Below are 12934 nucleotides of genomic sequence, written 5' to 3'. Positions count from 1 at the left end.
ATAATAAGTGCTATGAGGTGACTTAATGGACCATAAAATATATGTTGGTAAAATACTCGAGTTTGAAAAAGAATACAGATTTGAGTATATGGATGGACTTCTTTCTGTATTTGAAAATATAGGAGTCGAAACACAGGAAAAATTGAATTCTACAAAAAACTTCGAATTATTAGATGGGCAGACTGATAGAGATGAATTCCTGAAGTTTGTTGATGTGTCTAAAATTTCCAATTCTATTGAAAAAGGAAAACTGATAGAGAAATATAAGGTAGGAGCTGTAATCTATTCTAAAGAAAAAATATTAGAACAGCATGAATTTGATGCTGTCAAATTCATTGGTGGTTCACTGGACTCATTTGGAGATCCAGTTCTTGAATCATTTGAGAGTTCTCTAACAAATTATAATGAAATCGATAGGTTTGGAAGAGAAGGTGTTGTTGATATAAAAACAAAACCATACTCAGAAACAGACATCAATTTTACGTTGCCTTCATCTGATGGAGATATCACTTGCATTTTGGGAATCAATAGACACGCCTTAATACACAAGAATGTTTTCGAAGAATGGAATAGATATTTTATATATCGGAAAGAATCGACATTTACAGCATTGGATATACAAGGAATATTTAGTAATGTTTATAGTTTTGTGAGAATAATTACGATGTCGAAAAATATCGGATTTGATAAGATATTATTATGTAAAAAAAATGAGGAAGGATTGTTGGAAAGAAAAGCCATTCTGTTTGTTCCTGGACTGTGGAAAAAAGATTATAAGAAATGTAACAACTTAAAAATCGATGACTTTCGAGATGAAATAAACTCGATTGGCAAATTATTTGAAATATCCGAAGAGTTAGATAGATTGCACATGTTTATGCAACTTGATAGCAATTATCGATCGTTTAGTGTAAATGAGGTACTCAATGCAATCATAAATTTTGAACAATTAACATCAAAATTTGAAATTGAAAGTGGAGTAATTAAACCCGAGATTGAACAAGCGATTGAGAAAATAACCAAAGAGTATTCCGGAGAAGGAATGAGTAAATATAGATCGCTAGTACATCATATTAAATATTTTAAGCCGCGTACTTCTGACGCGATAGCAAGAAAATTTATTGAGAAGCATCCATTAATTGAAGAACAACTATATTTGATAACAATGATTCCTGAAGATGAACGTTCCTTAACCAATCTATCAAAATTCTTCGAGTATATTAGAGATTTTAGAAATAAGATAGTTCACAGTGGAGAATATGGTGAGTTTTCTGATAAATTAGGGTTAGCGACAAGGGCTATAATATATCTCAACTACACGATTATCTATCGAGAAGCAGGTTATAGTGAGAGTCAAACAGTAAAACTAGTTAACAAATATATGATGTTGTAATAATTTGGAAAAGATGTATAATATTTATATTAAAGGTGACCGTCCACCTGGGAAGTTCAGAAGATGGCAAGTAGACACGAAGCGACATGATCGTATAGGTGTGATGTAATCATGAGAATGATTAAGGACTATGTCCTGGTAGGCATTAACAAATCTATCAAACAAAGAAGACACTCATTACGGGTGTCTTTTTTTGTGAGCAAATTTGCTCAGTAGGAGGAACAATGTGGCTGAAAATAGATGAAGACTATCTTCAATACATGAAAACACATGGAGATAATCGTATACCGAATCAAGACTATGGTTCAGGGAAGTATAAGCCTTTCTTTAAACTCTTCAGTATCGGGTCAGTTCACTATATTACGCAGATAAATCATGCGCAACCTCGACATAGAAATATGAATGAGATGGATGATTTTTTCAAACTCAAGCAAGGTAATGAAATAGTAGGCGTTGTAAATTTAAATTATATGTTTCCAGTTTTGGATAAACACCTTATTACAATGAATGAACATGATATAAGAACAGTATTAAGTATTAATAAAACAGATGTTCAAGTGAATAATTATATGGAACGTCTCAAAGCTGAAGAACTTGAAATAAAAAGTAAGTCCATTGGGTTACATGCTGAAATTCTATATGAGAGACAAAAAGGTAATCGCTTGGATGCGAAACTTTTTAATAGATGTCTAGATTATGGTGACTTGGAAACTAAAACGCTGCAGTATGAACTCGATCAACAATTTACTAAAAAACAAACCTTTGTCATAGCTACACAAGGTTTGTTTTTTGTTGATGTAGATGATGAAAGATATACGGTGACATATGGTGATATGGAGTCTATTCCACTATTAAAGGAAGTCCATGAAAACGGACTGGAGTTGGCTAAGGATATTGAAATTACACAAACAAATACTAAGAGTATGTAGGAGGAAGTATGAAAAAAGATAATAAAGTAGATTTTGAACTTAATATTTTTGACCTTGTAAGTGAAGCAGAATACAACACACTAAACAACGATAAAACCGCGCGCGAAGTGATTTTGAATTATGGGGGTGAAAATGATGACGAATAGTGGTGTAACTAAACAAAACGAAAAACTAAACATATCACAACAAAAACTTGTGGATACAATTTTGGAAAGTCTTGATAAAAATGTTATACCCTGGAATCAACCTTGGAAACAAGGTGTCGGTGGGCATCCACACAATGCAGTAACAACTACAAAATATCGTGGTTCTAATCAAATTATACTTAGCATGATATCTGCAGTAAGAGGATTGAGAGATCCAAGATGGGTTACATTCAACCAAGCGAAAGAAAAAGGATGGAGAATTAAAAAAGGTGCTAAGAGCGCAAAACTTTGTTATCCACTGCTTTATAACAAACGTTTGAGAAAAGTTCTCATTGCCGAAGATTTTAATGATCTAAGTCAAGAACAGGCTAATCAATTAAAATCTGAGAGTCAATTGAGATTGAAGTATTTTGATGTTTTTAATGCTGAAGAGGTAATTGGGATACCAAAGATTAAAGTCGATGAGATGCAATCTGTAGATTTCTCAAACGACATTGCTGAAAAGATTACCAATAATATTAGGGATTACATGCACATAAATATTTCAAACAATGGAGACCAAGCTTTCTACAGGTTGTCTAATGATGCTATCACGATGCCTGAGATAAATAGTTTTGATTCTGAACGTGAATATTATGGAACGTTGTTTCATGAACTGAGTCACGCAACAGGGAGTCCTCAACGTTTGAATCGTGATTTGTCTGGTTCTTTTGGAAGTGCTTCATATTCTGAAGAGGAATTAGTTGCAGAGTTTTCATCGGTGTTTTTATCTCAGGATGTTGGCTTTATCAAGTATGATGAAACACTCGATAATAATGTGGCATATATTCAATCATGGGCTAATGCAATTCGTAAGGATCCATTAATTATTAGTCGTGCCATCAATAATGCGAGTAAAGCCTACAATTATCTCTATACTGCAGGTAAGGTCAAAGAATACGAAAATGAACTAGCAACGAAAGAAGTTGTCGAACAAAAAGTATACAAGGAAGTTCCTCTTGACGTTATAAGACGAGATGTACTAATCTCAGAATACGCAGAGACCGTACTAGGGCTATCCTTAACATCAAAAGGTCGTGGAATCATAAGTACTCAAGAACACGATTCACTGATGATTTACACGCACAGAAATGACTTCTATAGGTTTTCAACAGCAGTGGGTGGTAACATCATTGACTTTGTAATGCACATGGAAGATATTCCATTCCCTGATGCATTGAATCGCGTACGTGAATACTATCATGAATTTTCGCCTGAAGTTCAGGAGTATAAGGCTTATGAAAAACGTGAAATTAACATGATTGACGGAATTGAATTACCTGAACCTGCAGATAATAATAAAAAAGTAATTAATTATCTAACAAAAACGAGATGCATACCAGTAGGTCTTGTGAATGACTTTATTGAAAAAGGGATGCTTTATCAGGATAAACTTGATAACTGTGTATTTGTTGGTCGATTAGATGGAGTGCCATTATATGCAAGTAAAAGAGCAGCTAAGAAATCAAGTCACTTCAAGGGTGAAGTTGGTTCTTCTATCACCGAAGTTGGTGTGTTTTATAATAATGGTGGTAATACATTAATCTTAACTGAAGGAGTGATTGATGCAATGTCGATCATGACTCTAAAATCAAATAACAAAAATTTTGATTATTTAGCAGTCAATGGTATAGCGAAAGGTAAGGAAGTATTTAACTTCCATATGGTAAAACGTCCTGAAGCGCAATCATACGAAAGGGTTGTGATCGCATTTGACAACGATGAACGAGGTGAACAAGCAACAAATAAACTTATTGACTACATCAATGAAAATTATCCAGAGATTGAAGTGTATCATTCGTATCCAAATCTAAAGGATTGGAATGAAGAACTCGTAAACATGTCAAAAAAGCATGATGGCTTAGACCTCGATAAAAATGTAACAAAAGCAAACGCGGTGGGTATGAGCCTATGAGAAAGATACCAGGGTTTATCATGAACAGAGTAGAAAAATATCCTTACTCAAATGGTGATACAGACAACGCGCTGACATACATCACTTTACTATGTTCTGATGGGATTATTGAAACGTATGCAACAGGCGAAGTTGTAGAAGAAATTGTTAATCAATACCATAAAGGATCACGAATCGAATGTCAGATAATCAGCACTAAAGAAATAATATTTGGAAAAAAGGTAAGCGCACGAATTGTGGCAACATAAAATTTTGTCCGACCCACGCTTTACGGTTGTCCCCGTGAAGCGTGACGGCGTAGCCGAAAACCAGTCGCCGAAGGCGAAAAAATCAGGAGCGAATTATGACCGAATTAGTTGAAAATAAAAACACATTTTTTGATAAAGCAGTGATTAGATTATTGAATTCAAATTGGGACGGGACTCTCGAAAGTGCAAAACGTATTCTTCAATTTGATGGCGCAGTACTCAACTCTGTTATAGCAGAAGCGATATTACTGTATGGTAAAACAAGCTGTGAGCAAATTTGCTCACAAGTATAGGACTGCCTTTTGGCTATCCTTTTTTTATGTCCATTTTACTTTGTAATTGGACGAGCATAAGGGTATTGTCGTACAAGCGTGTACGACAATACTAGAGAACAAGTGGGCAATGCCCACTTTTTAAGTGCATATACATTGTGATACAAAAGACTGAATATATGTACGACATGAAAGGAAGGCATTATGAACAAACTCGAACGCGAGAAAAGAAACTATAGAATACAAAAGAGATACCTGGAACAGTTAGAAAAGATTATCTCATACAAGAAGAACCTTCCAGAGTACATTGAGTCGGGTGTCGAAATTAATGAACGCCACATAATCGAGGAAGCTATTGAAAATTATTATGTGCAGGTTTTCGGTGATGATGTTATGTCACACGTAATTCCACAAATGACAACACAACTATCAAATAACCTGGATCTAAAATTCAATAATTTTTTTGAAAATATGGGGCAGTTCTTAAACGCACTATTATTGACAGAAAGTGTAAACAAAGAAATGTTGGGACTATTACTGCAGATTAAAAAATTCAACATTGATAATGCAATTGATGATCCAAAGGGGTTTGAAAATGCAATATCTGAGAATGAACAACTTTATCACATTCTTGAAAATTACATTATTAAAAAATCAGAATGACACTGCATGGATAGAAGGGGGTAAAATATGGCTTCACCAGATTTAGTAAATATGATGGCTTTCATAAAGAACGGAAGTTCTTATCCTAAGTCGCTAGATCCTAAAGGAAAAAAAGGGATTGTCTCAACTGAGTCATTAGTTGGATATTCAAGATATACTTCACGAGAAAATGCTAACGATAATCAAAAACAAGAAATGGATTATAGCCCAGGTGGCTATTATAAATATTCAACAGAACGAACGGGTGCAACTAAAACGTACACACATGAAGGTTGGATTGAATCAAAACAAGAAATGACACAGTTTAGAAATTATGTTGCGAAAAATTTTCAGGACGAAGATAAAATCGCATGGTTGCCAGTGCAATCATTTAAGGATTATGCAACTGCTTCTCAATATGGATTATTTAATGCTGAAGACTATGCGCAAATTACAAAGAACACTTTGAACAAATTCTTCAAGCATGTTGGTTTAGAACCAACAAATATGATCTGGTGGATGAACTATCATAACAATAAAAATCATCCGCATGTACACCTGGTATTTCTTGAAAAAAACGTCACACGTGAAAAAGGAACTTTTACACTGGGTGAACTTAAAGAATTCAAACGATATATGCTCACTGAAATGAAAGAACGGGAACGTTTAATATTAGGGACGGACATGGCTTTCAAACAAAATATGAAATTGCTTCAATCAAGTAAACAACTTTTACAAAGCAAAAGCATTACGATTGTTTCATCGAAACAAGATAAACAGATTGAGGATAGCATCCAAAAATTATTTGATAAATTACCTTCAAGTGGAAGACTGCAGTATGGTTCAAGCAACATGATTCCGTATAGGGAAGAAATTGACGATATAGTTACAATGGTATTAGAACACGAATATGTTAAAGAAGATTTTGAAAACTTAATGCAAAATTTTAGCGATCTCGATTTAGTCTATGAAGAACATCTCAATGAGAAAGTTACGAATATGCAGGATAGTGAAAAATCAAAAATTAGAAAAGTGATTGCTAACAATATTCTTTCTAACTTCAAAAGTTATAAATCAAATTCCACAGGCACTTTTGAAAGTAATGAACAACTAGATTGTTATCAGGGAATTGATGAACACGAACCGGAAGAAATCTTAAGTGACTCATTTGATGATGAACTCAATGATGTTTCTATGATTGATGACGATAATCCTTCAGGTGACCATATCTCTATAAATGAGGATAATAAAATGCCCCATATAAACTGGAGTCCGAAATATAAAGATGCGTTGGCTCTTTTGTATAAAAATAAAAGGACTGATTACGATCTTGAAAAAGCGGAAATACTTCTTACTCAGGAAGCGGATGAATTAAATGTTCTTGCAATTAATGATTTGGCAAAAGTTTACGGAAATCGAGAAGATGCTCAATCTTTAGAATTTAGTAATGAGAAATATACTGAAGCACTTCAAGGCTTTGAGTCTATACTTTCTTCGACTGAAGAAGAAACTGGTTGGATGATTGAGTATCTAAATTATCGAATTGGTAAATATTATATGTATGGTAATGGTACAGAAATCGACTATCTCAAAGCAAGAGCTCATCTTTCGATTGCATCATCAAATAAGTTCGCACTCTATAGTTTAGGGACACTATATGAACGTGGATACGGAGGAGACGTTGATATTGATACAGCTAAAACTCTATATCAAAAATCATCTGGCTTGGGTAACCCGTATGCAACGTACTCACTAGCAAAACATATTGAAAATGAAGATATCGAAAGTTCAAAGCGACTATACGAAATTGCGCTTCATGGTTTTAAGGAATATTTAAAAGATACTGAAGATGATGCTCTTCAGTATAAAATAGCTCGGATTATCTTGGATGAAAAGACAGTTGGGGTTGACAAAAAAGAGGGGCTAGATTACTTAATCAAATCTACTGAACTAGGAAATATCCACGCAAAACGATTTTTCATAAAATACGTTGAGAAAAACAATCTTTCAAATCTTGAACATCTTGCAACAAAGTATAAAAATGAATTACTGCAGGCGAAAGATGAAAACATACTTAACTACGAAGGGAGTCGATTGCTGAAGAGTGTCGAACGTGAAGATATTTATTTAGGAATTAGTTATCTAAGTTCGATTGAGGATTATCAATCCGATAAAAACATCACTTACAAATTGTATAAGGGATATACTTCAGCACAGGAGTTGGGACAAGCGTTGCGCTATTTAGAATTATCTGCAGAACTTGGAAATGTATATGGAGCTTACAAGTATGCAGAGCTGATGAAAGACAGTAACCCTGAAGTTTCGAGTGTTTACTATTTAAAGTCTTTTGAATTAATGGAACAAGAAATAAAACTGAAAAACAATGTGCCTTTCTTTAAATTTAGAATCGCTCAAATGTATGAAAAGGGACTAGGTGTTGATAAGGATAAAAAACTTGCGAAGAATATGTATAAAAGTCTCGCTCATGAAGGACATGACTACGCAACTACCAAATACATCTACATGAATCTGAAAGATAAAAACTACTTTGAATACTTAACAATGCAAAAGTTCCTCATGGAACGAGTTAAAAAAGGGGATCATGAATCTGCTAAAACAATGGCATTCATGTATTTAGATAAAGATAGTCCTGTCTTCAGCAAAGAACGTGGAGTGGAAATGCTTCAGCAAGTCTATAATGAGACACTTGATTTGAAAGTTAAAGAGTCAATTGATTACTATTCAAATGACTATACAAAATCAAACACAAACAACTTTAGTAACGCGAAAAGCTCAATCAATTCTGCGTTAGCTGCTATTAAGCGTTCGGATGCTGAAGTCAAAAGAATTGTGAGACAAGGACTTGATGATTACCTGGAAACAGAAAAAGAAAGAGAGCAACAGAAATATGGTAAAATTCTTTAAAAAATTAATTGTATTTGGAGTATCGTGCTTAACGATACTCTTTTTCTTATCCAATGTTCAGTACTGGAATACAGAAATATTACCCATGCTAGAACATACAAATAATAAACCATCTATGTGGTTCACATTGGATATTACTCGAGTCTGGCGTAGTGATGTATTGAGTGCAATTGCTTTAATACTCATCGGATTGTCATTCTTAACATTACTTCTAAATTCGATCAGTGATAACATTAAAATTGGGAAAAGAAGTAAATATGACAAAAAAAGTTATGCAAGATTACTTACGAAATTTGAGCGAAGACGTGGTACTACATTAATTAAGTATGCTCGAAATGGAGAAACTACTGAAGTAGTCGAGACGGGCATCTTAAAACAATGGTATCGTTTAAAAACTGTTATTGCACATCATGTGAACAAATATGTAACACACTTTCTACTTCCAGCGACTAAACGGTGGAATGAAATTAAGTTTGATGATAATGGTAATGAGATAATAGTTGGTGGTATCCCTGTCATGGCTATGCGGAAGTATTGGCTGATTGGAAATTTTGATAAAGTATGGTATCTGACAGGAGATCAACATTCACTCTTTGTTGGCTCGACTGGTCGAGGAAAGACCTTTACCTATGTTTTATTAATGGTCTACAGTTATATTTATGCGGGTGAAAGTATAGTCGTTCATGATCCTAAACGAGAGATTGATGCTTTAACGCGAAGAGCACTTGAAATTGCTGGATATAAAGTTATTGTGATTGATTTTGTAGATCCAAAAAGTTCTGATGGATGGAACCCTTTAGACGTTGCATACAAAGAATGGAAGAAAGCAATTGATAAAGAAATGGAAACATGGGAAATTGTAACAGTCAAAAATAAAAGAACAAATACTGAAGAGAGTTTTTACCAAAAAAACATCTTACATCCGGAAACAGTAAAAGGAAATCAAATTGTCCCTGAAGGAATGCGAATGGTTCGTATACCTGAAGCAGAAAAGTATAAACAAGGTTACAAATATTCCAACGTTAGTGATGCTGTTGAGCTTGTGATGGCAGTATCGCATGCATTAACCTGGGAAGAAGATGCAAAAGACCCATTTTGGCATATGGGTGCAGGTGATATGTTTGCAGGTGGTGCGCTTTTTGCAATGGAAGAGGGGATTGATGAACATGTCAATGCTAAGACAGCACGATATCTCATCGAACTGGGAGATGATGCAGATTCATCAGGAATGCCGTTACTCAAGAAATACCTCAATAAGTATCGTGACGTTGATTCTGAGTCCGTGAGAAAACTTGCTATTTATCTCAATGCGGATGGTAACGTTAAGCCATCACTGAAGTCTGTATTTATGAATAAAGTATCGCTATTAACGGCTAATGACAATATCATGAATATGACATCAAATACTACTTTTGATATGGAGCAAATTTTCAAAGAGAAGACTGCAATATTCCTGAAGACACATGATGAACGTTCAACGTACTATCCGTTAGTAACGTTATTTCTAAAACAACTGTATGAAGTTGCTATCAAAGATACACGAGATAATCCAGCAGAGCAACGGCTTGATATTCCAATGAACTGGATAATTGATGAAATGGGTCTATTACCAGAGATCATGGATATCGAAGCATTATATGGTGCAGCGCGTTCTCGTGGTGTTAGAATCAATGCATTCATTCAGTCATTCGAGCAACTTGAGGATAAGTATGAGCCTAAAATTGCGAAAATCATTGAAGATAACTCAACGAATGTAATTTATTTAGGTTCTCAAACTGAATCAACGAGAAAGCGATTTAGTGAGCTATCAGGAAATGAGTTGGTGTATAGTAAAAAGAAAAAAGACTTCATTGAACGTCCTGTTGTTACAGCAGAGCGCCTTAAGTCATTTGAGAAAGGTCGTTCACTTGTTAATACTATTGAGTGGAACCCATTTATTTCAAAGTTACCACCCTTTAATTTATACTCATTCTATGAGGAACCAGTCTGGGATACTAAACCTGTTTCTAAACGACCTGCAGAATATTTCAATATTCAACTTGAGTGGAAAAAAAGAAGTATTGAAGAAAACACTGGTCGGAAGAAAAGTGCAGAACATAAAGGATCCAAGGAATTCAATATTCTTGAAGAAGGCAGTAATAATAAAACTATTTCAAAATTCATTAGTAAGTAAGAAGCCCTGGAAATCTCCAGGGCTTTTTTTTATTGCTCAAAGGATGTGCGACAAGCGCACTTCCCTAATTATGAACACGTTGTGTTCTAAAACCACATGCTTAACTTTGCCACCCGTAACTTACCACTTTCCATTCTCGATGCAAAATTCGTAAATTTTTTAGAAAACGAAAGTACTTGTTTTCTAAAAATTTTACTCACGCGCTCATTGCAAATGGATCCATTCACTACGTTCATACTTCACCCGCACTCGTGCGACTTCCGTTCCATTCTCCATGAGTTTTGCATCAATCTTTCCAAGTGGTGCGTATTGGGTGGCAAAGGGATAGAGCCTAGCCTAGAAAATGGAGCAATGATATATATGGGTTTAGACCATACTTTAAGTGTTAGAAGTAAAATTGATAATTCGCAAGTAGATAGGCTTGCCGTATTTAGAAAGTTCAATGCCCTTCAAGGGTATATGGAACGTGTACATGATGTGCAGAATACTGTAGATGAAATAATACCAATCACAACTATCGAAAATCTTCATGAAATTGCGACTAAGATTTTAGATAGTAAATCGGATGAAGTAAGTTTTGAACTTCTACCACCTACTGCAGGTTTCTTTTATGGTTCGACAGATTGTGATGAATATTACTATGAAGATATTCAACTTTTGCAAAACGTAACCAGACTAATTCTTGATAAATATAGTGCAGAATTGTATGACATTATTTACTGGTGTGGGTGGTAAGTAAGCCAGTGTTGGAGCAAAAGTTTTATGAAACCATGATTTGGACAATGAATGAGATTTTACAGGAACTAAAAAAAATGAACATGCTATCTGAAGAACTCAAAAATGATAAAAAAAGGTAAGGCATCAAAATGAGAATAATCAATGACTTTGTAGGCATGATTGATAATAAAGAAGTAAATAATCAATCAATCTACAGAACTGTTGAATGGTTAAACGAACTTCATCATGAAATGACAAATGATGAAAAACCACTACCTGAGCATATACTTAGTGAACTTTACGACTTAATTGATTGGTGGTTTTACATGTATGAAAATTCCAATCTTCAAGTCTTAGAGAACACGACTTACATATCGAGTAATAACTGCAAGTATTTGCAGTTATCACTCGAATTGGGAAGTGAAATTTTTGATGATATTAACCAGACTATTAAAGAATATATTAGGAGCGAAGAACATGAGTAAAAAATACATTGATGAGTTTGTTAAGTTACCAGTGAGCAAAATGGCTCAAAAGATTACAGATATGACTTATCTGCATGAAAATACTGAAGTACCGAAAGCACACTACCAAAAATTGCTTCAGCAAGAAGTGCTTGAAATGATGGCTCAAGATAGCACTATGGAATGTATATTGCTCAACGCAATACTTGGGCAACTTCAAGCACTTCAAAAAGAAAGCCCTAAGTTATTCATGAAAGCAATGCTTTGCATGGATAAGGGTATAAAAGTTGAGAATATGAATACTCGTATATATGATAGTTTGGAAAGAACATTCCTAGATTATCAAAACTCTGAAGAACTTCTAAATCGAGATATATCAACTACATATGATGAGCACTATGAAAATCATGCTCATACATGCGAAATTAAAATATCAGATAATGAGCATATGTCATGATTGAACAATTCATTCAATACTTGAATGACAACTGCACAACCCTTTCATCTAGTCAGATGAAAGGGAGTGCAATTGAGTACATGAGAGCAACGTTCGCGGACGCATCTGTGATTTCGATTAGTTGTCGTTGTCCTGCATTGCCAAATTATTATAGGTTTAATGTAAATGTTGAGGAATGTGCATTTTGTGTTTTTCAAAATCGAAATACCCTTGAATATGAGATTGGAGAGATTTATGAGTAGATATGAAGTTACGGTAATCATTCAAGAAACATTAGAAAAAGTAATCAAAGCGAATGTTGAGTGTCGCGACAGTGATGACGCGAAAGAAAGAGCCTATAATGAAGTACGTGGTAAGTATAAGGAGTGTGAAATTGTGCTTTGTGATACCGATTTTACTGGTGTAGATATTATCATTGAACATGTTGAAAAAACTAAGTGAGCAAGCTTGCTCACTTTCTCAGTGTCATAGAATAGTGTCGCGCGGGGCACCATGTATAAAATTTGTATGAGACTACACCATGAAGATCGCTCACTTAGTTCGCTTATAACGGTCTGTTCGACACGTTATACTTCACGATGAAGTCTCTGATTTTATACAAGACGCCCATCAGA

Annotated in this window: 13 protein-coding genes; all 13 read left to right on the top strand. The window is 34.6% G+C overall.

What is annotated here, in order from left to right; genetic code table 11:
- The first annotated feature begins 25 nt into the window (after positions 1 to 25).
- Positions 26 to 1393 (top strand): hypothetical protein, encoded by a 1368-nt coding sequence (locus G7061_RS06975; RefSeq protein ID WP_166120082.1) that lies wholly within the window; start codon positions 26 to 28, stop codon positions 1391 to 1393.
- 224 nt (positions 1394 to 1617) lie between these two features.
- Positions 1618 to 2322 carry a type III toxin-antitoxin system ToxN/AbiQ family toxin gene (locus G7061_RS06970; protein WP_166120079.1) on the top strand — a complete coding sequence of 235 codons (705 nt, stop codon included), beginning with the start codon at positions 1618 to 1620 and terminating at the stop codon, positions 2320 to 2322.
- Between the two features lie 8 nt (positions 2323 to 2330).
- Positions 2331 to 2468, top strand: a complete 138-nt coding sequence (locus G7061_RS06965) for a hypothetical protein (RefSeq protein WP_166120076.1) — start codon at positions 2331 to 2333, stop codon at positions 2466 to 2468.
- Positions 2455 to 4422, top strand: coding sequence for a zincin-like metallopeptidase domain-containing protein (locus tag G7061_RS06960; protein ID WP_166120073.1), 1968 nt, complete (start codon positions 2455 to 2457; stop codon positions 4420 to 4422). The genes G7061_RS06965 and G7061_RS06960 overlap by 14 nt, the downstream gene beginning before the upstream one ends.
- Positions 4419 to 4670 (top strand): hypothetical protein, encoded by a 252-nt coding sequence (locus G7061_RS06955; RefSeq protein WP_166120068.1) that lies wholly within the window; start codon positions 4419 to 4421, stop codon positions 4668 to 4670. The genes G7061_RS06960 and G7061_RS06955 overlap by 4 nt, the downstream gene beginning before the upstream one ends.
- A gap of 95 nt (positions 4671 to 4765) precedes the next feature.
- Positions 4766 to 4963: a hypothetical protein gene (locus G7061_RS06950; RefSeq protein ID WP_159740912.1), complete on the top strand. Its 198-nt coding sequence runs from the start codon at positions 4766 to 4768 to the stop codon at positions 4961 to 4963.
- A 183-nt stretch (positions 4964 to 5146) separates the two neighbouring features.
- The gene (locus G7061_RS06945) at positions 5147 to 5605 is read left to right on the top strand and encodes a hypothetical protein (protein ID WP_166120065.1); all 459 of its coding nucleotides are present in this window, start codon (positions 5147 to 5149) and stop codon (positions 5603 to 5605) included.
- 27 nt (positions 5606 to 5632) lie between these two features.
- Positions 5633 to 8509, top strand: a complete 2877-nt coding sequence (locus G7061_RS06940) for an SEL1-like repeat protein (RefSeq protein WP_166120062.1) — start codon at positions 5633 to 5635, stop codon at positions 8507 to 8509.
- Entirely contained in the window at positions 8493 to 10682 is a 2190-nt protein-coding gene (locus G7061_RS06935; RefSeq protein ID WP_166120058.1) for a type IV secretory system conjugative DNA transfer family protein, read from the top strand. Before G7061_RS06940 ends, G7061_RS06935 begins: the two co-directional genes overlap by 17 nt.
- 459 nt (positions 10683 to 11141) lie before the next feature.
- Positions 11142 to 11417 carry a hypothetical protein gene (locus G7061_RS06930; RefSeq protein ID WP_166120055.1) on the top strand — a complete coding sequence of 92 codons (276 nt, stop codon included), beginning with the start codon at positions 11142 to 11144 and terminating at the stop codon, positions 11415 to 11417.
- A gap of 131 nt (positions 11418 to 11548) precedes the next feature.
- Positions 11549 to 11884: a hypothetical protein gene (locus G7061_RS06925; RefSeq protein WP_166120052.1), complete on the top strand. Its 336-nt coding sequence runs from the start codon at positions 11549 to 11551 to the stop codon at positions 11882 to 11884.
- Positions 11877 to 12320: a hypothetical protein gene (locus tag G7061_RS06920; RefSeq protein ID WP_166120049.1), complete on the top strand. Its 444-nt coding sequence runs from the start codon at positions 11877 to 11879 to the stop codon at positions 12318 to 12320. The genes G7061_RS06925 and G7061_RS06920 overlap by 8 nt, the downstream gene beginning before the upstream one ends.
- 234 nt (positions 12321 to 12554) lie before the next feature.
- On the top strand, positions 12555 to 12761 hold the full coding sequence (locus G7061_RS06915) for a DpnD/PcfM family protein (protein ID WP_166120046.1): 207 nt from the start codon (positions 12555 to 12557) through the stop codon (positions 12759 to 12761).
- Positions 12762 to 12934: the final 173 nt, after the last annotated feature.

Origin of the sequence: Erysipelothrix sp. HDW6B (assembly GCF_011301115.1) — a bacterium.
Classification (GTDB): Bacteria; Bacillota_I; Bacilli_A; order Erysipelotrichales; family Erysipelotrichaceae; genus Erysipelothrix; species Erysipelothrix anatis.
The sequence above is the reverse complement of the archived record's forward strand: the minus strand, read 5'-3'. Positions and strand labels throughout refer to the sequence as shown.

What these genes read in the sequence shown, in the direction of transcription:
- G7061_RS06975 (WP_166120082.1), top strand. Translation starts at nt 26, where the DNA reads ATGGACCATAAAATATATGTTGGTAAAATACTCGAGTTTGAAAAAGAA.
- G7061_RS06970 (WP_166120079.1), top strand. Translation starts at nt 1,618, where the DNA reads ATGTGGCTGAAAATAGATGAAGACTATCTTCAATACATGAAAACACAT.
- G7061_RS06965 (WP_166120076.1), top strand. Translation starts at nt 2,331, where the DNA reads ATGAAAAAAGATAATAAAGTAGATTTTGAACTTAATATTTTTGACCTT.
- G7061_RS06960 (WP_166120073.1), top strand. Translation starts at nt 2,455, where the DNA reads ATGATGACGAATAGTGGTGTAACTAAACAAAACGAAAAACTAAACATA.
- G7061_RS06955 (WP_166120068.1), top strand. Translation starts at nt 4,419, where the DNA reads ATGAGAAAGATACCAGGGTTTATCATGAACAGAGTAGAAAAATATCCT.
- G7061_RS06950 (WP_159740912.1), top strand. Translation starts at nt 4,766, where the DNA reads ATGACCGAATTAGTTGAAAATAAAAACACATTTTTTGATAAAGCAGTG.
- G7061_RS06945 (WP_166120065.1), top strand. Translation starts at nt 5,147, where the DNA reads ATGAACAAACTCGAACGCGAGAAAAGAAACTATAGAATACAAAAGAGA.
- G7061_RS06940 (WP_166120062.1), top strand. Translation starts at nt 5,633, where the DNA reads ATGGCTTCACCAGATTTAGTAAATATGATGGCTTTCATAAAGAACGGA.
- G7061_RS06935 (WP_166120058.1), top strand. Translation starts at nt 8,493, where the DNA reads ATGGTAAAATTCTTTAAAAAATTAATTGTATTTGGAGTATCGTGCTTA.
- G7061_RS06930 (WP_166120055.1), top strand. Translation starts at nt 11,142, where the DNA reads ATGGAACGTGTACATGATGTGCAGAATACTGTAGATGAAATAATACCA.
- G7061_RS06925 (WP_166120052.1), top strand. Translation starts at nt 11,549, where the DNA reads ATGAGAATAATCAATGACTTTGTAGGCATGATTGATAATAAAGAAGTA.
- G7061_RS06920 (WP_166120049.1), top strand. Translation starts at nt 11,877, where the DNA reads ATGAGTAAAAAATACATTGATGAGTTTGTTAAGTTACCAGTGAGCAAA.
- G7061_RS06915 (WP_166120046.1), top strand. Translation starts at nt 12,555, where the DNA reads ATGAGTAGATATGAAGTTACGGTAATCATTCAAGAAACATTAGAAAAA.